Raw genomic sequence first — 19,118 nt, 5'->3', positions numbered from 1 at the left:
TGTAAAGGGGCATTTAGTATTATGTCTGTTTGATTGAAACGAAAGAGTGCGAGACTCCTGCGGGACGAGTGGGGAGCTGAGACCCCACAGGAGCGTAGCGACGAGGAGGCTCAGCACCTGCCCCGCCGGAAAGCGAGTACTCTGAAGTGGAAATCTTTGTACATTAATGTAAAAGCAACAAAGTTTGCGAAAACAGCCTTCTTTTAAGAAAAGAGGAGTGGCATGAAGTTAAGTGTTTTGGATCAATCAGTCATAAGCAGCGGCAGTACACCACAAGAAGCACTGCAAAATACAACAGCATTGGCACAGTTAACAGAAAAACTAGGTTATGTGCGATTTTGGGTAGCGGAGCATCATAATTCAGACGGGATTGCAGGTACTTCGCCTGAAATCCTGATTGCGCACTTAGCTGCACATACAAAAAAGATCAAAATTGGTTCTGGAGGGGTTTTGCTTCCGCAATATAGTCCTTTCAAAGTGGCAGAAAATTTTAAGATACTAGAGTCCTTATATCCGGGACGCATTGATCTGGGGATCGGCCGTTCTCCAGGAGGAAACGCAGAAACGAGGCTGGCGTTAACGGACGGTATACGAAAAAGCCTGAATGAATTTCCACGTCAACTAAGAGATCTGCAGCATTACTTGCAGATGCAGGAAAAGGGAAATAACGAAGAAGTAGTAGCATATCCGCTTAGCAAAACTGTGCCTGATCTGTGGCTGCTTGGTATTACTCATCGAGGAGCAAGGCTCGCAGCAGAATATGGAACAGCCTTTACATTTGGTCATTTTATTTCGCCAGTAAATGGGAAAAGAGCCACAGAGTATTATTACAAACATTTTCAGCCATCACCGCGTCTGAAAAAACCTCAGGCTAATATATGTATTTTTGTTATTTGTGCAAATACACAAGAGGAAGCTGAAGAAATGGCATTAAGCCAAGACATGTGGTTATTATCGATCGCAAAAGGTGAAAGTACGCAAATTTTAAGCCCAGAAGAAGCAAGGAAAAAAGTGCTTACACCTGAAGATTATTCGATTATAAAGGAAAACAGAAAACGAATGATGATCGGAACAAAAGACAAAGTTCGAGAACAACTCTTAGACTTAAGCGAACTGTATCAAACAGAAGAATTTATGATTATTTGCAATGTTTATTCCTTCGAAGAAAAATTGAAGAGCTACGAACTAGTAGCAGAGCTGTTTTGATGAGTCTGTTATTTGAGACACGTGTTTATGTGTTTCAAGAAAAGGTATTCGAAGTATTTCATATTTTGTCTATGGACTTGTTTTAGGTTTTTTCAATGTCTTTACATACTTCTTAAAACGCGTGAAATGGAGCGGAGGACACTCGACTCCTGAGGGAAATAGAGGAAAAGGTGAGACCCCGCAGGCGTGCCGAGGAGGCTCAGCTTCCTCCCATCGGAAAGCGAGAGTCCGCAGCGCAATGGAACAACTCGTTTATACTGCATATGAGAAAAACAGCAGATTAAAAGCTTACTTCTTTAATGATGAAATTTTTTTAAGTCTTTATCTCTCTTTTACCCCATTTACCAGAAATTCCAAGCAGTAAATAATTCATAAATAACCCTCCATTTGTCATTTGATTTCATGCTCTATTTTTGTTTTATAGGTCTATATTCTCATATGTTGTGGTATTTAGTAGCATGAATAGATATTTTTAGACTTTCATATGATTTTTACCATTAAAACCACATTTTTCTCATAGAGTTCAAGCTTGATTTTGAAATAACATTAAGCTATCAAAAAGGACTTTAGGAGGAAACATGATGAAGAAGCAGCTTTTAACCATTGCAGCTACAGCTGGTTTTGTATTTGCGGGATTTGGCGGACAAGCCAGTGCAAGTGAAAAAAACTATAAAGTTTCAGCAGGGGATACACTTTGGAAAATCTCTGTTTCACAGCAAGTCTCTGTTCAAAACTTAATATCTTGGAATCAGTTATCCAATGCTACTATATATCCAGGACAAACGTTATCACTGGTGGACCCAGACAGCCAAGAGAGCAGCGGTACTGTCTATACTGTTAAATCTGGTGATAGCCTTTGGTCGATTGCAGCAAAAAATGGTCTTACTCTTCAGCAATTAATGAATGATAACCAATTAACTTCTACTACCATTTATGTTGGCCAAACATTAAAGCTGACTGGCGCAGCTTCAAGCCCAAGTGTAAACACAGGTGCAGTAACATATACGGTGAAATCAGGGGATACTCTGTGGAATATTGCAACTCTTCATGGGTTAACTGTAGGAAGTCTTAAAGCAATGAACAATATGACTGCTGATACGATCTACGTTGGTCAAGTTCTGAACATTAAGTCTTCTCAGCAAAATGGAGAGGTTTCGAAAGTTTCACAAATCATTGCCGAAGCGAAAAAGCATATTGGTGTGCCATATGTATGGGGAGGAACATCTCCAGCTGGATTTGATTGCAGCGGATTTATTCATTATTCTTTCTTAAAAGCTGGCGTTACGATTCCAAGAACTGTTGAAACCATTTGGGCGGGAACGAAGACTGTTTCTTCACCAAAGGTTGGGGACTTAGTTTTCTTTGAAACGTATAAATCAGGTCCCTCACATGCTGGCATCTATCTGGGCAACAATGAATTTATTCATGCTGGTTCATCAACAGGTGTGACGATTGCAAGTCTTCAATCTTCTTATTGGAAATCCCGTTATCTCGGTGCAAAAACACCATTTTAATACACAGAAAACTGGGCTTAAATATTCAGCCTAGTGATACATCCGAATGGTTAGTAAGCAACACTTTCTAATCATTCGGTTTTTTATTTGTTAATATATGTTTTTAAACAATAGGTGAAATCCATTCTTACAGATTATATTTAATCATCCTCCTTCAAAAAATAGGGGATTCCTTATGTCTTTATACCTATATTTTTATCATTATAAAAAGTGTCATCCTGGCTGTGTAAATGATAAAATATGGATATAACAAACATGGGATGGATTTTTCATGATGGATCAAAATGTAATACATACACGCAATATTTTCGCTTTTCTGTTTATTATTCTATTTTATTTTATCCAGGCAGGAATAAATATGTACATAGAGGGAGTTCAAAGTATCTTCCCGCCAGCATTCCTTTTTATAGTATTTGCTAGTATTCTTGCATTTTTTATTTGGAAAAACCTCTTGGTGAAACCAGTAATCACAATGTATGTCATTATTTTCTTGGCTTATGGCTATTTTATTTTTCTGCTCGAGGATTCTCCTTATCTCGTTAATTTCTTTTTTATGTGGCTCTGCATTCCATTAAGTGCGATTTATCAGAGAATGGATGCTGTTTTAACAGCAGGATCGCTTTCTCTAATTGTGACTTTTTATAGTGTGATCCGTTTTAGAGACACTATTTTTGCCGGTGTGGACCTGATCGATTTTCCTTACTTTTTTCTTTTTGGTGTAATTTTAACAGCCTGCTTGGCTGCGTTTATCTTATCCAATCGAAAGCTCTTGGGACAAGTGAAGGAAAAGGAAGAGCAGCTTACTTATCTCTTACATCAAACCAAGGTATCTACATGGTCCTGTAATGCAAATAATGGCGTCATTCTGGCAACGAGCCGGGAAACAGGTGCTGTCAATACGTATGATTTGTTTAATGAGGATTTATTTAAAAGGGTTTATGAAAAAGATCGGTTCTTTGTTCAAAAAAAACTGGACGATTTAAAGAATAATTCCCTGGAGGATTTCGATTTTCGGATCGTAGACGAATTTAATGAATTGACCTGGCTTCAATGCCGTGTGAATCACTCATCTAAAAATGGGGTATGGGATGGAATTCTGATCAATATCACAAAGGAGAAGACACTAGAAGACCAGATGAGAAAGCTCGCTTATTATGATCCTTTAACAGGGGCCGCGAACCGCTATTTGCTAAAACAGTTTTTTGATCGAAATAGGACAGATCTTTCAGGCGGACTTGCCTTGCTTTTTTTAGATATGGACGGTTTTAAACAAATTAATGATACATATGGACATGAAGCAGGAGATCAGTTATTAAAACATATCACGAAAAAAATCCAAGCTCAGCTCAAAATTACCGATTTATTATGCAGACTGGGAGGAGATGAGTTTGTCATATTAATGACGGAGATTGAAGAAAAGGAAGCTTTGGAAAGAAAGAACATCATTCAAATGGTTTTAAATGATAGAGGTGGGTTTTCAGCTGATATTCACGCATCAGCCAGTATAGGCTTTGCATATGAAAACTCCATTAAAAACGCTGATTTAAATACACTGTTAAACAAGGCGGATGCAGAGATGTATTCTTATAAAGGTGCTGCAATTCGCTAGATTACCGAAAAAGGATCGATTCCTTTCATTAGGCTGCTTACATCAGTCCTTTTTCGGTTTAGGTACAACAGCAGGATAGCACCGAGGTAGGCAAGAGTTTATTTCCTCCATCTGCTTTTCCAGCAAACGGCTTCCAAAATAAATTGTTTATCCTGATCACTTAATAGTCTCCAGCTTCCAGCTCTAATTTTCATGAATATCATCCTTTCAGGAGTAATGAATGGCTTGTACTATCATAATACCTCCATCCTGAAGGACTGAAACAACAAAAAAATCTGCATTTTCTGACTATTTTCTCGTCAGATTTGTCGATATGTGGGGATGCAGAGAGTACAACAAACGCAGGGGAGACAAAAAGTAACGTTTGGCAATACCGTGGTTCAGTTTAGGCATTGAAACAGGTCTGTTTCACCTGCACTGTGGACCTTTATTCGTGAGATCACGCTGCTGACCATCATCTATGAACATATGAGAAGAGAATCCTTCGTTTATTTTACTTTATATAAAAAAAACGAATAAAAAAGAGGCTGATATAAGTATTTAACACACTCAAAGAACCGAATGGTTAGGAAGTCACCTTTCTAATCATTCGGTATTTTTAAAAATATATTTTATTAACATGAGTGAAATGGAGCGGAGGACCCTCGACTCCTGCGGGCTGTAGAGCAAAGGGTGAGACCCCGCAGGAACGGAGTGACGAGGAGGCTCAGCTTGCTCCCCGCGGAAAGCGAGGGTCCGCAGCGCAATGGAACGGACTTGCTTAAATACCCAAACCAAGATATTTTGTATTCGTTTTTTAAAAGATTAATTTCATTTTGTCCCAGCCTCATGAACCCTGTAGTGAAGGTTTTTGGCCAGCATCCGATTATTTTTTATCCTTAAAAGCTTCCTTCGCGTCGCCCCATGTTTCTTGAAGCTTTCCTTTGGCTTTGTCCATGTTTCCTTCTGCCTCTTTTTTCTCATTGTCGGTTGCTTTTCCGTATACGCGTTTTAGTTCGCCTTTTAGTTGATCTTTATTGCCTTCATGTTGATGTTTATTCATGTCGAATTCCTCCTCTTCATTTGTATACTATTCTATTCCCATCTGTTTTTTCTTTTAAACGGAACCTTTCTCTATTTTTGCACGTCTATTGTTTGGTACAATTTAATACAGCGATGACGAGCTAGGAGGAATCACGACTTTTGAAGATAGCAAAAATGTTCAGGTTTTTAGTAGTTATGCTTATTCTATTTACGGTTGGCTTATTAATCTATCAATATAGCAGCGTGCCTAAAGAGGATGTGCCGCTTCCCGACGGATTGCATCCAGCAGTCGCTTTAAAAAGAGATGAATTGATGAGTTTAGCAGCCGAGCAAGGCATTCAAATTGTAATTACAGCCGATTTCCGCAGTTTTGAAGAGCAAAATCAGCTTTATGAGCAAGGTCGTTCAACAGAAGGAAATATTGTTACAAACGCAAGAGGCGGTGAATCGTATCATAATTATGGGTTAGCGATTGATTTCGCTCTTATGACAATAGATGGTCAAGTGGTTTGGGATATGGAATATGACGGAAATGGCAATGGTGTGCCAGATTGGGATGAGGTTGTTAGCATTGCGAAGGATTTAGGTTTTGCTTGGGGTGGAGATTGGCGGAATTTTAAAGACTATCCTCATTTCCAGATGACCTTTGGCTTGTCTATTTCTGAATTGCAGCGAGGCAAACGGCCGCCTGAATAATCCAAGAGGAAGGAGCGTCAGCATGATTGTTACTGCTTATTTATTATTAATTGCTGCCATTCTGGCAGAGGTATTTGGTTCAACGATGCTAAAGTTATCACAGGGCTTTAAACGTATTGGTCCTGTAATTGGACTCATTCTAGGATATGGAGCAGCCTTTTATTTCTTATCTCTTACATTGCAGTCACTGCCGTTAGGACTGGTTTATGCCATGTGGAGCGGACTTGGAACGATTTTAACGGTTTATATTGGTGTTCTTTTCTTTAAAGATCGTTTAAACAAAAAAGCAGTAATGGGGATTGCACTTCTTGTTGTAGGACTCGTGCTTATGAATGTATCAAAATAGGAGGTGGAAGGTATGAAGGGAATGTATTATTTGGCAGGCTCCATTATTTTTGAAGCTTTTGCGACAACGATGCTGAAGCTGTCTGATGGTTTCACCAACCTCCTGCCAACAATCGGTGTGGCAGCTGGATTTCTTTTAGCGTTCCTGCTTCTAAGCTTCGCACTAAAAACAATGAGTTTATCCGTTGCCTATGCGACTTGGTCTGGAGTAGGCACAGCCTTAACGGTCGTCATTGGCATTTTACTGTTTGATGAGGGCATTAGTGTGCTAAAGGCAGCCGGTGTTTGTCTGGTGATCGGCGGCATCGCTCTTTTAAATACAGGAACATCACAGGCCCAGACAGCAGCAAAAGAAGTGGAATAAGACAACCGCAACAGCTCATATGGTAGAGAAAAATGGCAAAGGATGCTGCTGAAAACATGTCAAAAAATAGCGATGTACTATTTGTGGTCATTCCTTTTTCTGATGTTAAACACTTTTTAATCTTGGAAATGGGCGTGGGCACGGCTGTTTATTATGCCTTTGAAGCTGTTTTTTCAAGCATTCTTGTGAGTATGACAGGAACCATGATGTTTACAGAAGGGCTGAAAAGGGGAATTCCATTTTTGAAAAAACAGCGTAATCACCTTAAATACAGGAAATTCTCACATCAATGGGGGAATGTTTTTGAAATCCATTAGTTTGTGTATGATTGTGAAAAACGAAGAAGCTGTCATTGAACGCTGTTTGCAATCTGTAAGTGACCTTGTGGATGAGATTATCATTGTTGACACTGGATCAACTGATCAGACAAAAGAAATTTGTTCAAAATATACAAAACAAGTATTTGATTTTGAATGGATTGATGATTTTGCGGCTGCAAGGAATTATTCATTTGCACAGGCGAGCGCTGATTATATTTTATGGCTTGATGCAGATGATGTCATCAAAGAGGCTGATCAGGGACAGTTTCAAAAGCTTTGTCAAACATTGAATTCAGAAATTGATGCGGTTTCTATGCTGTATCACCTTGCATTTGATTCAGAAAATCATCCAACCTCCAGTTTAAGACGGTATCGGCTAGTAAAGAGTGAAAAAGGCTTTAAGTGGGTTGGGGCGGTTCATGAATATTTAGCCGTAAACGGAAATTTATATGAAAGTGAAATAGCTATTTGTCATTTGCCGCTATCACATGATGCAGATCGTAATATAAGAATTTATGAAAGAATGCTGGATGAAAAGATTGATTTTACACCAAGAGATTTATTTTATTATGCAAATGAACTTGTTGACCATGGTCAGGCTGAAAAGGCGATTGAGTATTATCAGCAGTTCTTATCAACGAAAAAGGGCTGGCTGGAGGATAATCTCCGTGCCTGTTATAAGCTATCAGACTGTTTTTATCAGCTTGGAAAAACGGAGGAAGCGATAGGAGCTGTTTTACATACGCTCATCCTTACATCCCCGCGTGCAGAGGCATGCTGCAGACTTGGTTTTTCATTTATGGAAAAAGAAGATTTTCAATCCGCAGCCTATTGGTATGAGCAGGCTTTAGCAAATAAAGATGGTTCTAGTGCACCTTTTTACAATCCTTCCTTTTCAACATGGCTGCCGCATCTGCAGCTGGCCGTCTGCTATGACAAGCTTGGTGATACTGAAAAAGCAAATGAACATAACCAACATGGTCTAGCCTGCCAGCCAAATGATGAAAGGCTGCTTGCCAATCAGCGTTATTTTAAGGATAAGCTCCAGATGAAAAATAAACATACGTAACATGGCGAGAATGGGAACATCCATCTCGCTTTTTGCATTATATTCCTTTCTTTTTTTATTCGATTTGTTTGAAACCCTTTCCAATGTGATTCGTATACGTAGTTACATAATTTTACATAAGTAATTTTGAATGGAGGGTAACGTTCATGCCTTATGAAGCGGTATTAACGTTCTTATTAGGGGTTTTTATCATGATTATCGGTTTGCTGGTGTTTAAGAAAAAAGCATTATTTCTGATCAATCTTGTTTTATGGAATGGTGTTACAGGGGATGAAACTCTTTTATCGAGAATATTTGGAACGATATTCATAATGGCAGGATTAATCGTCGTTATTCTGCCATTTGTGCTTTAAACGTCCTATTCCAATCTTTCGGTTCAGCAAGTGCTCAAACCCGAAGAAAAGACAGATGATATTTCTGTCTATTTCTTCGGGTTTTTTGTTTTGGCTCTATTCTGAGGCAAAGCGGATTTTAGTATTATGCCTGCTGATTGAAATGAAATCAGTCGCTATGCCTATAGCAAATCAAGAAAACAAACATATTTTAATAATTAAGCGGACAAGAGTAGAGAACACATAAGAAAACACACGGTGCAAGGAGTGAAAAGAATTGAAAATCATGACCATTTTAGGGACGAGACCTGAGATCATTCGATTAAGTCTCATCATTAAAAAGCTTGATATGCTAGCGGATCAGCATGTTCTTGTCCATACAGGTCAGAACTTTACAGAAAACTTGAGTGATGTCTTTTTTAGAGAATTGGGAATCCGTAAGCCTGATTATATTTTCTTGAAGAATCAGCATTCTTTAGGCAATCAATTGGCCGTCATTTATGAAAAGTTAGAAGAAGTACTCATTGCTGAAAAGCCGGATAAAGTTTTGGTGCTAGGTGATACGAATAGCGGTCTTAGTGCGATATTGGCAGAAAGAATGGGGATTCCAGTCTACCATATGGAAGCTGGAAATCGCTGCTTTGATCTGGAAGTGCCAGAAGAGAAAAACCGCAGAGTGATTGATGCGATTTCTTCTATTAATCTGCCATATACACCGCAAAGCAAGGAAAACTTAGTTCGGGAAGGTTTTCCGCGCCAGAAAATATATGTAACAGGCAACCCCATATTTGAAGTGCTGACATCCTATGAAAAAGTAATTGATTCCAGTGAAATATTAAAGGACTTGGGACTTCATGAGCAAGATTATTTCCTTGTCACAACACACAGAGCCGAAAATGTGGATGATAAAGAACGGCTATTTGAAATTATAAAAGGCTTAAACATGATCGCTGAAGCCTATCAAAAAAGAATCATTTGCAGCATTCACCCACGGACGAAATCAAAACTGGAGGCGCAAGATGACTTAAAGCTTCATCATTTTGTGGAATTCCATGAGCCATTTGGGTTTTTCGACTTCGTACAGCTTGAAAAGAATGCTTATTGTGTCTTAACGGATAGCGGCACAGTTCAAGAAGAGTGCTGCTTATTTCATGTGCCGGCAGTTACGGTGCGCAAGACAACAGAAAGGCCAGAAACGATCGCATGCGGCAGCAATATGCTTTCAGGTCTGGAAGCCAATCAAATTTTCAATTGTGTGAAAGTCATGACAAGTACAAGTAAAAACTGGAGTTTTCCAGAAGGATATTGCGATCTCAATGTATCAGATAAAGTGATTAAAATATTGCTAGGAGGATTTGAGCGTGTACAAAAATAAAACGATTTTAGTTACTGGAGGTACAGGCTCATGGGGCTATGAGCTTGTTTCCCAGCTTTTAACCTATGAACCAAAAGAAATTAGAATACTATCCAGAAATGAATCCAATCAATTTACAATGAAGCAGGAGTTTAATCATCATCCAAAGCTACATTTTATTATAGGAGATATAAAAGAAAAGGATTCCCTTATTCAGGCTTGCCAGGGTGTAGAATATGTGTTTCATTTAGCGGCCTTAAAGCATGTGCCTGTTTGTGAGGATCAGCCAATGGAAGCATTGAAAACAAATGTAATTGGCACGCAAAATATCATTGATGCAGCTATAGCCTGTCATGTGAAAAATGTCGTATATATTTCAACAGACAAAGCATCGAACCCTTCAAACTTTTATGGTTTATCAAAAGCGATGGGTGAAAAGCTGATCATTCATGCGAATACGTTGAATACGGAAACAAAGTTTGTTTGTATCCGCGGCGGAAATGTTTTGGGGACAAATGGAAGTGTAATTCATGTGTTTAAAAGACAAATACAAGAGCAGAAAAAGATAGGAATAACTGATATGAAAATGACCCGTTTCTTCTTAACGGTTCAAGAAGCGATTCAGCTTGTGTTTAAAGCTGTGTCAGAAAGTGTTGGCGGCGAAATTTTTGTTATGAAAATGCCAGCCTGCAAAATTATTGATCTTGCGGAAATTTTAATTGAAAAAAGCGGGGAGGACGTTGATATTGAAATCTTAGGGGTCCGTCCCGGTGAGAAAATTCATGAGCTGCTTCTATCAGAATATGAAAGTACGATGACTGTTGTTTATGATGAGGAATATTTTGTCATCCTGCCTTCTATTTATATTGAAGGAGTAAAAGAACGATACAAAACCTTTAATATGGTTAATATCGATGAATACAATTCTGGCACAACCTTAATGACGAAAGCTGAAATTAAGCAGATGCTTGAGGAAGGCGGGTTTATTGAATGAAGCTGTTAGTTTTCGGCGGAACAGGCATGGCCGGTCATATGATCATCCGCTACTTCAAGCAGCGACCGGAATATGAAGTATATTACACGACAAGAGATCAATCAGATTCTGAAGGCATTTTTGTCGATGTCACAGACTCAACCAGTGTAGAGAAAGTAATTGAAACGGTGAAACCTGATATTAGCATAAATTGCATCGGAATCTTAAATGCACATGCAGAACGGGAAACAAAGCTTGCTTTCCAGGTAAACAGCCTTTTGCCGCACCAGCTTGCCAAACTTATGGAAAGAAGTGGTGGCAGACTGATTCATATCAGTACAGATTGTGTTTTTTCCGGCAGTAAAGGCGATTATACGGAAACAGATCTGACAGATGGAACATCCATTTACGCTCAGTCTAAACAGCTTGGAGAAGTGGTCAGTGATAAGCATTTAACGATCCGCACGTCGATCATCGGCCCAGAACTAAAAGAGAATGGCATTGGCTTATTTCTCTGGTTTATGAAGCAGGAGGGAACTATCAAAGGCTTCGAGAAGGTCATGTGGAATGGAGTGACCACTCTTGAACTGGCAAAAGCCATTCACTATATGATTGAAAACAAGGTGTCCGGACTCTATCATTTAGGTTCCCCACATAAACTCTCTAAACATGAACTACTGACGATGATTCAGGAAATCTACCAAAAAACAGACGTAACGATTATCCCCGATCAAAAAATGATTCAAGACCGATCCATTCAGAATACTAGAACAGACGTTGGTTATCAGATACAGGGGTACCGTGAGATGCTGGAAGAGATGAGAGATTGGAGCTAGGTAGGGGTTGGGACTGGTTTCTTATCCTATATACTTTGACATATTGAGTCAGTTCGTCTATATTTTCGAATGATTAGGATATAATCTATTCCTATCATTCGTTTTTTTTGTTTTTAAACATGATTGTGAGTACCCGTGTCTCCTTCGAGTAATTGAGGAAAGTGAATAAGCGAGTAATATCTTACTGAGACAAATTCTTTATTATAAACATGAAAAACGTGAAAAATTGATAGGGGTTTAACTATGTCTATCCATTTTTCTTTGAAGGCTTTGAAACTTTAATTAACCAATGCACAAACTCATATAAGACAACAAATAGCAGGACTGAAATAAAATTAGCCGAGAATTGAGGACCTGAACCTTTTAAAAGATCGATGATAACAAATGCAGGCAGCATTAAAACAAACAGGAGAATAGGGCGTTTCCACATGTTCAAACTCCTTTCACGAGTAAAGACAATTCTGACAAATAATATTATCATAATTAGATAGAAAATAAAATAATGAACAAGGAAATTGAGGAGTGAAATGTGTGGATCGTACGAAGATAATGGTTTATTTCAAATTATATGCAGATGTTTTTCCAATAGAAACAGTCACTGAAAGGTTAGGAATATCTCCAACAAGAAGCTTTAAAAAAGGTGACATTATAAAAAGAGTCAGCAAAGATCTAGACCACAAAAGAGATTATTCAGCTTGGATCGTGAGCACAGGATATCAGGAGTCACTTGATGTTGGGGAGGTATTAGAACAAATCATGCTGCAGCTGCAGCATCAAACAGAAACGATTAATGAGTTGAAAAGGGAATTTGAATTAGAATGCAGATTTGCCATCGTGATCGAAATGAATGATGGCTATACACCTGGTTTCCATTTGAATCTTCCAGTTATTGAATTTGCCAATAGCATTGGGGCGGATTTTGACATTGATTTATACGCCAATCCTTACCTGGGTGAGTGTGGGGATTAGATTTATAAATGAGCTTACTGTTGATTTCTTTTCCTTTGTTGCAAATACGAAGCCAAAAATAATGAAATTCCAAGGCAAACAAAGGAGAATGATAGGAATTGTTCCTTTAATACAAATATTTCATTAAGATTCTGAACAAACAAGAATATCCCAGATATGGAGAATAATACTCCCAATCCTAAGTATACTTTTCCGATTAGAGTAAGGTTTTTCATACATTCCATCTCCTTTCTGTATTTAGAGTCTATAACTTTATACAATTCATCACAAAATATTTCCATTATTTATACGACTCTAATAACTGACAAGTTTCACTGGTATCAATTTTTTTGTTTATTATATTATAACATCAAGCCATCTTTATTAAAAACAACAAACTTTCCGAAAACAGCCTAAGATAATGTATAAAATAAGTTCACAAGACAAGGCACGAGCTGTTAAATCAACGTTCGTGCTTTTTTAAAATGTCCCCCAAGTTGCGTTTGGGAACGTTTATTGAATTTATAAGGTATATAGTATTTATTGTTCAAAAATAGATATTATTACAGTAATCCTATAAATAAATACTACAAAACTACTTGTTTTTTAAGTACATTTGATGCCACTAGTTATCCGAAGTATTTATCAAAACAACTACCAACAAGATACATACTCACCATCCCCCAAGCAGTGGCACCAGATATCCACCAAATTACAGCTTTAGCTTTTGATGAATTTCCCTCGTCATCCGTATTTGCTTTTATAAAAGCGACCTTTCTCTCCATACTTTTTTTCATAGAGATGATCACAACAAATCCAATTATTATGAAACCGATCGTTATCCAAAGTAATAGGTCCACTTTTCTCCCCCTTTGTATCATTGAATTTTACAGCAATTTATTATAGTAATTATATTCGACAAAGATAAAAACAAACCTGGTGTTAATTCAGATTCGTTTTAAGATATAAAACATCCTGTGAAAATAATAATTAATACGTATTAAATGCTGAAAATTAACATTCCCAAAACGAGATTTGGGAACTTTATTATTTTAATGTTTTATTAAAATGCTTTAAATCGATAGAACTCTATTTTCATTTTTTAACATTAATCTTTAACAGAGCAATATTTTAAAAAGATAAAAACCGCCCTGAACCGGACGGTTACTTTTGTTTGAGGAAGTGAGCATTGTTTAAAAAGAATTTATAAATGTAACTACCCCAAAGAAACCCCATCAAACAGCTCTGCCCAATGTGCATCATTTCCATCCCAAATCTCGTCATTAGGCATTTCGGCCACTGTGACATTGGGGATATTCCAAAACTGTTCGCTCATCGTTTGCACTGGTTTATGATTGACAACAAGCAATTCAAAATCTCCGCTGCATTTCTGCGCAAGGATTTGCTGAAGTGCTTCAATTTCCTCTATATTTCCTTCTGTTCGAATAAATAAGATTCGCTTGCTCGTTTTCAGCTTGTTGTTGAAACGCGCGATGCGGCGATCGTATTTTTCTTTCACTAGATCGTACCCGCCCAGCTGTTGCAGGGAGTTTAGATCAGTTTTAAAATCATGGTTAAAACCGATATCATAGTAGGAATCCCAAACATATAAGTCAGTGGGGGATAAATATTTTACTGGCTGCAGATGCTGGAAATTCAAAAAATCCTGAAAATCATGGGAAATTAATTGATTGATGTTTCCTAAATTTGGGGAACCAACCCAATCAAGCACCCCTGAAAATGGCCGCAGCTTAAACTTCTGCAGCTGCATACTGGCAAGACAGAGGTGACCTAAACTAAATGTTGCATCATATTCACCTTTTATTTGTTGAAAACGCATATGCAATCACCTACTTTCATGTGAGGAATAAATTAAAATGATTCATTTTGCATGGATCTGTATGCTGCTTTTAATCCTGCTTTCATATTCATTTCTGGTTGCCATCCTAATACTCGAATGGTCTGCTCATTGTTTAAGCAGCTATGTTCAATATCGCCTGGCCGGCTATTTGTATAGATCAATTCTGCCTCTTCAGGATGCAGCTCTGCTAAAATGCCCGCAACCTCTTGAATGGATGTTGGTTTACCGGTGCTGACGTGAAGGGTTTGTCCATTTCCGTTCCTAACAGCCGCCAAATTGGCGCTAACTACATCCCTTACATAAATGAAATCTCTTGTTTGCTTTCCATTGCCATGAAGTGTTAAAGGTTGTCTATTTTTTAACTTATTTAAAAAAACAGCCACAACTCCGCCTTCTCCTTTTGGCGTTTGGCGCGGGCCGTAAACATTGCCGTAACGCAGAATCGTAGTGGGCAGCTGATAGAGTTCATGATAAATACGAATATAGTTTTCAGCAGCAAGCTTTGAGAGCCCATAATAAGAAATAGGCAAGGCAGGATCTTCAATTGAAATCCTATTCTTGTCCAAATTGCCATAAACAGCAGATGTTGAGGAAAAGATCAATTTACATCCGCCAGCTTCACGGCAGGCTTCAAGCATATTGATGGTACCAATAATGTTAACTTCAGCATCATGCTGCGGATTCTTTATTGAACGAGACACATCTGCTTGAGCTGCAAGATGGAACAGAACGTCTGGTTTTTCTTTTATAATGATGTCCTTGGCAGACGCACTGCAAATATCCAGATGATGAAATAGTGCACCGTCTGGAATGTATTTTCGATATCCTGAAGATAAATTATCGATAATATGAACCTCATAGTCTTCTTTTAACAGTTCTTCTGCCAGCTGAGATCCAATAAACCCGGCACCGCCTGTTACAAAAGCTTTCTTCAAATCAATCAGTCTCCCTCTTTTTTTCCAGTATATGTTTGCTTTTCTATACTGGAGTGGGAGAGAGACCTATCGGTAAGGAAAACAGGCTGCCTAAAAAATGAACATTTAGATGGAATTAGCTCTAATCGCTTCTGAATAAAGGCCCAGCAAATCCTCTGCTTCTGCTTCTGGATCCCAATGCTGATAGGCCCATTCCTGCGCACGGAACCCAACATTGTTACGGTAATCATCATGCTCTAATAAATAAGCGATATGTTCGCATAGAATGTCTGCATTTGCAGGAGGAACGAGCACACCCGTCATGCCATGTTCCATCATTTCCGGCACCCCGCCAACCTCGCTTGCAATGACCGCTGTCCCGCTAATTTGTGCTTCAATGATGGAAAGCGGCTGGTTATCAAGGAGGGTTGGATGAATTAATAAATCCGCCTGTGCTAAAAGTGCCGGAATATCCGATCGATTTCCAATAAACTGAATGACATTACCTATGTTGAAGGTTGAAACTAGCTGCTTGTATTCATCACTTTGAGGTCCATCACCGGCAATCCAGCAAACCCAATCATCTCTCAGCGTATTCAATTTATTCAGTGCTTGGATTAAGTACGGCACACCTTTAAAATCATTTAACCTGCCGCTGTATAGAATTAACTTTTTATTGGCTGGTTTTCCTAATGGTGAGGGGATTGCCTGCATTTCAATAAATTTTTCAATATCATAGCCATAATGCCGTTTCGTTACTTGATTGACATCCACTCCGTATTCATTACAAAGCTTTGAAATCATCCATTGATTAGCAAGAATCGTTTTATGGGCAGCTGATGCCCCATTATGTTCTAATTGATCTAGATATTGACTGGCCAGAATAGAGACCTGATCGTGCTTGCCCTGATAAAAAGTTTTCTTGATTTCATCTGCAACACAGCCATGCAAAGTAGCAATATGAGCTGTATGGACAGGCTTGATTTGTCCAAATACATAAGAGGAAAGAACGTCCTGTGTGTGAATTAAATCATATTGTTCCAAATTCATTTGACTCATGGCCTGTTTATAAAATTCAATTTGGTTTTCATAGAAGGCAACCGTTGCATCAATAAACTGGTGCACCGGTTTAGGGATGAACCCCATCTGCGCTTTTGTCAGCATTTTTCCACTGGAAATAAAACAAACATGCTTGGCCTTAACCCCGTATCCGGCTATTTCAACTTCATGCCCTCTATTCTCAAGCTTCTTTTTTAATTGATTCATATAATTCCAGACCCCGCCAAGATGAGGGATCTCCCAAAAAGTAGCTAATAATATCTTCAAAATAAGCACTCCTTTTCTCAATTCTTCATTATGATATGTTTTCTCCCGGCAGGAATGTCGGCTATGTAATCTATAGAAAGGGAAGGAGTAAGCATTTTACTGCTTACTCCCCCTGATCTTTAGTTTGAATATGCTGCAGCACTAAATGATTCAGGTCCTACTCTTGTTGGTGCGATTGTTACACCGCCAGGGATGCTAATATAAGCCTGGTAAACGAGGAAATTATCTGGAGCAGGCGGGTTAAAGTCAGCTCCACTTAACGAGATCACCGTTCTGGAAGCAACTCCTAAACCAGCCACAGCCAGCGTTGGTGCAGCAGAGTATACAAGCGTACTAACACCGCCTGATACACGATAAATCTGAATAGTAATTGGCTGCAATAAAGAAAGCAAGGATGTTACTGCCGCGGTGAAAGCAAATTCAACTCGAATGGGCCCTGTTGCTCCTGCTGTATTTAATCCAAGTGAACCAAAGAGTGTTGGTGTTGTCGTAACTGGAATGGAAATGGAGCTATTAAAGCTTGCATTTTGGGATGTTTGCGCATCTAAAAAAGTTCCCATTTCTATTCACCTCCTTTTGTACTTGCTATATCTTATGTCACCAGGAGCAAAAGGTTTGGACAAGTATAATACCTTCAATCACTTTCTAAATTGCTTGCCATTCAGCCCTCAACAATCGGGAGGGTTCACATATTCTAGTAAAAAATGTGATGAAAGGATATGTAGAATGGATAAGGAGCAGGGAATGACGAAGAGGGGAATGGAAACCATTCTCATTACAGGGGGTAATGGTTTTACTGGCAGACATGCCTGTCGTTACTTTGCCAGCCAAGGGTATCATGTAGTCAGCGTTGTGAGACGTATTGGTGAAGAGGATCATGGTGTTCAATTAGAACGCTGTGAATTAACGAATGCAATAGAGACGAGCAATCTGATTCAGCGTTTAAAGCCATCATATGTATTGCATCTTGCTGGTCAGAGCAATGCGGATGAATCGTGGATTCATCCTGTTCGTTACATGGAATCGAATGTCATGGCAACCGTATTTTTACTAGAGGCAATCCGGAAACATGCACCAAGTTGTAAGGTGGTAGTGACAGGGACGATCCTGCAATATCCAGTGAAAGAGAACAGCCTCCCGCCGCATCCATATAGTTTAAGCAAGACGCTGCAGATTTTCGCTTCAAAATCGTGGGCAAGCTATTATGATTTGGATCTTGTCATTGCAAAGCCGACAAATTTAATCGGACCGGGCCCATCGACTGGCGTTTGTTCCATTCTTGCCAAACGTGTAGCTGAATTTGAAAAGACAGGTGTTAATGACATATTGACTCATATGGATCTTGAGGCAGAGCGGGTATTTTTAGACGTACGAGATGCTGTTTCCGCCTATCATGAGTTATTTTTTATGGGAGAAAAAGGCCGTGAGTATGATGTTTCATTTGGAACAACAGCCTCAATAGGAGACGTTGCCACTATTTTATCCTCCATGGCTGCCCTTCCGTTTGATGTTCCAGAAGAAAAGAGAAAAGGGATACCTTTGCAGCCTGCTAATGGAAGTCAAGAGCTAAAAAGTACTTGTACGTTTACATTAGAAGAATCACTTCGGGATACGTTACAATATTTCAGGAATTTATAAAGAAGCTACACGGAAGTTCTTATCAAAAAGACTTGCTTATTTAGGAACTAGCAAAGAGAAAGGGGGGAAACAGATGGAAGCTAAGGTTTCGATCATTATTCCATTTTACAATTGTGCCTATATTGATCAGGCGATTGAAAGTGCCTTAAATCAAACGTATCAAAATATTGAAGTCGTTGTCGTTGATGATGGATCAGTCAGGCATGTGGAAAAGATCATTCCGTATCTTGATCATATTAAATATTTTAGAAAAGAGAACGGCGGTACGGCAACCGCTTTAAATCAGGGAATTGCTGCGGCGAGCGGAAGCTATGTCGCTTGGCTGAGCTCTGATGATTATTTTGTGCCTGAAAAAATTGAAAAGCAATTAGCCTTTATGCTGGAAAGAAATGCGAAAGCGAGTTTTACCAATTATGATTGTGTCAATGAACATAACCAGGTTTTAACACAGTTTACGGGAATGAGATTTCAAAATACAAAACAAGTGGCTGAATCCTATCTCAAGTACAATACCATTAATGGTTGTACGGTTCTCGTTGACCGGAATGAGCTCATTACTTTCGGCTGTTTTAATCCAGCTTTCCGGTACACCCATGATTATGAAATGTGGATTAAAATGCTTTCATACGGAGTCGAATTCCATTATTTAGATGAAAACCTAACCAAATACAGACAGCATCAAGATTCAGGAACAATGAAGCATCAGGATCAAATGCTCGCAGAAATGAAAGTCATTGAACAAACATATCTGCCAATCCTATTAAAGAGTATAGAAGAGTTATAGAAAAGG

22 protein-coding genes are annotated in these 19,118 nt (G+C 38.8%); 15 read left to right on the top strand and 7 right to left on the bottom strand.

All coding sequences use genetic code 11. The features are described from left to right. Positions 1-222: 222 nt before the first annotated feature. The 3 genes from B7E07_RS12445 to B7E07_RS12435 all read left to right on the top strand — a co-directional run bounded on the left by B7E07_RS12445 (position 223) and on the right by B7E07_RS12435 (position 4,329). The gene (locus B7E07_RS12445) at positions 223-1,206 is read left to right on the top strand and encodes an LLM class flavin-dependent oxidoreductase (protein WP_080846168.1); all 984 of its coding nucleotides are present in this window, start codon (positions 223-225) and stop codon (positions 1,204-1,206) included. 578 nt (positions 1,207-1,784) lie between these two features. After that, entirely contained in the window at positions 1,785-2,720 is a 936-nt protein-coding gene (locus B7E07_RS12440) for a LysM peptidoglycan-binding domain-containing protein (protein WP_373886053.1), read from the top strand. Between the two features lie 271 nt (positions 2,721-2,991). Then, positions 2,992-4,329 carry a GGDEF domain-containing protein gene (locus B7E07_RS12435; RefSeq protein WP_080846166.1) on the top strand — a complete coding sequence of 446 codons (1,338 nt, stop codon included), beginning with the start codon at positions 2,992-2,994 and terminating at the stop codon, positions 4,327-4,329. Positions 4,330-5,194: 865 nt separating this feature from the next. Here B7E07_RS12435 and B7E07_RS12430 read toward each other — a convergent pair. Continuing rightward, positions 5,195-5,371, bottom strand: a complete 177-nt coding sequence (locus B7E07_RS12430; RefSeq protein WP_080846165.1) for a CsbD family protein — start codon at positions 5,369-5,371, stop codon at positions 5,195-5,197. A 176-nt stretch (positions 5,372-5,547) separates the two neighbouring features. On the opposite strand from B7E07_RS12430, the gene B7E07_RS12425 reads away from it, so the two are divergent. The 9 genes from B7E07_RS12425 (at position 5,548) to B7E07_RS12385 (ending at position 11,641) form a co-directional block, all read left to right on the top strand. Beyond that, positions 5,548-6,048 (top strand): M15 family metallopeptidase, encoded by a 501-nt coding sequence (locus B7E07_RS12425; RefSeq protein ID WP_257391545.1) that lies wholly within the window; start codon positions 5,548-5,550, stop codon positions 6,046-6,048. A 22-nt stretch (positions 6,049-6,070) separates the two neighbouring features. Next, on the top strand, positions 6,071-6,394 hold the full coding sequence (locus B7E07_RS12420; RefSeq protein ID WP_080846163.1) for a DMT family transporter: 324 nt from the start codon (positions 6,071-6,073) through the stop codon (positions 6,392-6,394). A gap of 12 nt (positions 6,395-6,406) precedes the next feature. Further along, positions 6,407-6,757 carry a DMT family transporter gene (locus B7E07_RS12415; RefSeq protein WP_080846162.1) on the top strand — a complete coding sequence of 117 codons (351 nt, stop codon included), beginning with the start codon at positions 6,407-6,409 and terminating at the stop codon, positions 6,755-6,757. Positions 6,758-6,789: 32 nt separating this feature from the next. Then, on the top strand, positions 6,790-7,074 hold the full coding sequence (locus B7E07_RS12410; protein ID WP_080846161.1) for a hypothetical protein: 285 nt from the start codon (positions 6,790-6,792) through the stop codon (positions 7,072-7,074). Beyond that, positions 7,061-8,146 carry a tetratricopeptide repeat-containing glycosyltransferase family 2 protein gene (locus B7E07_RS12405; RefSeq protein WP_080846160.1) on the top strand — a complete coding sequence of 362 codons (1,086 nt, stop codon included), beginning with the start codon at positions 7,061-7,063 and terminating at the stop codon, positions 8,144-8,146. The genes B7E07_RS12410 and B7E07_RS12405 overlap by 14 nt, the downstream gene beginning before the upstream one ends. A gap of 146 nt (positions 8,147-8,292) precedes the next feature. After that, a complete protein-coding gene (locus B7E07_RS12400) occupies positions 8,293-8,499 on the top strand; it encodes a hypothetical protein (RefSeq protein ID WP_080846159.1) in 207 nt (68 codons plus the stop codon). Positions 8,500-8,755: 256 nt separating this feature from the next. Next, the gene (gene wecB, locus B7E07_RS12395) at positions 8,756-9,853 is read left to right on the top strand and encodes a non-hydrolyzing UDP-N-acetylglucosamine 2-epimerase (RefSeq protein WP_080846158.1); all 1,098 of its coding nucleotides are present in this window, start codon (positions 8,756-8,758) and stop codon (positions 9,851-9,853) included. Beyond that, positions 9,840-10,826 (top strand): polysaccharide biosynthesis protein, encoded by a 987-nt coding sequence (locus tag B7E07_RS12390; RefSeq protein WP_080846157.1) that lies wholly within the window; start codon positions 9,840-9,842, stop codon positions 10,824-10,826. Before wecB ends, B7E07_RS12390 begins: the two co-directional genes overlap by 14 nt. Continuing rightward, positions 10,823-11,641, top strand: coding sequence for a dTDP-4-dehydrorhamnose reductase family protein (locus B7E07_RS12385; protein WP_080846156.1), 819 nt, complete (start codon positions 10,823-10,825; stop codon positions 11,639-11,641). Before B7E07_RS12390 ends, B7E07_RS12385 begins: the two co-directional genes overlap by 4 nt. Before the next feature lie 247 nt (positions 11,642-11,888). Here the strand turns inward: B7E07_RS12385 and B7E07_RS12380 are convergent, their stop codons facing one another. Next, positions 11,889-12,071, bottom strand: a complete 183-nt coding sequence (locus B7E07_RS12380; RefSeq protein WP_080846155.1) for a hypothetical protein — start codon at positions 12,069-12,071, stop codon at positions 11,889-11,891. A gap of 101 nt (positions 12,072-12,172) precedes the next feature. Here B7E07_RS12380 and B7E07_RS12375 point away from each other — a divergent pair, with 101 nt between their 5' ends. Further along, complete coding sequence (locus B7E07_RS12375; RefSeq protein WP_080846154.1) at positions 12,173-12,610, top strand: DUF4279 domain-containing protein; 438 nt, start codon at positions 12,173-12,175, stop codon at positions 12,608-12,610. Positions 12,611-13,218: 608 nt separating this feature from the next. On the opposite strand, the gene B7E07_RS12365 is transcribed toward B7E07_RS12375, so the two are convergent. From B7E07_RS12365 to B7E07_RS23765, 5 genes are all read right to left on the bottom strand, one after another. Next, positions 13,219-13,449 (bottom strand): hypothetical protein, encoded by a 231-nt coding sequence (locus tag B7E07_RS12365; RefSeq protein ID WP_080846152.1) that lies wholly within the window; start codon positions 13,447-13,449, stop codon positions 13,219-13,221. A 356-nt stretch (positions 13,450-13,805) separates the two neighbouring features. Further along, positions 13,806-14,429, bottom strand: a complete 624-nt coding sequence (locus B7E07_RS12360; protein WP_080846151.1) for a DUF1796 family putative cysteine peptidase — start codon at positions 14,427-14,429, stop codon at positions 13,806-13,808. A gap of 32 nt (positions 14,430-14,461) precedes the next feature. Beyond that, positions 14,462-15,385: an NAD-dependent epimerase/dehydratase family protein gene (locus B7E07_RS12355; RefSeq protein WP_080846150.1), complete on the bottom strand. Its 924-nt coding sequence runs from the start codon at positions 15,383-15,385 to the stop codon at positions 14,462-14,464. A gap of 105 nt (positions 15,386-15,490) precedes the next feature. Further along, complete coding sequence (locus B7E07_RS12350) at positions 15,491-16,690, bottom strand: glycosyltransferase family 4 protein (protein WP_080846149.1); 1,200 nt, start codon at positions 16,688-16,690, stop codon at positions 15,491-15,493. A gap of 119 nt (positions 16,691-16,809) precedes the next feature. After that, positions 16,810-17,250, bottom strand: a complete 441-nt coding sequence (locus B7E07_RS23765; RefSeq protein ID WP_176215193.1) for a hypothetical protein — start codon at positions 17,248-17,250, stop codon at positions 16,810-16,812. Positions 17,251-17,416: 166 nt separating this feature from the next. Between B7E07_RS23765 and B7E07_RS12340 the strand changes: the two genes are divergently transcribed. Further along, on the top strand, positions 17,417-18,328 hold the full coding sequence (locus tag B7E07_RS12340) for an NAD-dependent epimerase/dehydratase family protein (RefSeq protein WP_176215192.1): 912 nt from the start codon (positions 17,417-17,419) through the stop codon (positions 18,326-18,328). 73 nt (positions 18,329-18,401) lie between these two features. Then, entirely contained in the window at positions 18,402-19,112 is a 711-nt protein-coding gene (locus tag B7E07_RS12335) for a glycosyltransferase family 2 protein (RefSeq protein ID WP_080846146.1), read from the top strand. Positions 19,113-19,118 lie beyond the last annotated feature (6 nt).

This window comes from Cytobacillus gottheilii (genome assembly GCF_900166665.1).
Lineage (GTDB): Bacteria > Bacillota > Bacilli > Bacillales > Cytobacillaceae > Cytobacillus > Cytobacillus gottheilii_A.
This window is presented reverse-complemented; position numbering and strand designations above follow the sequence as displayed.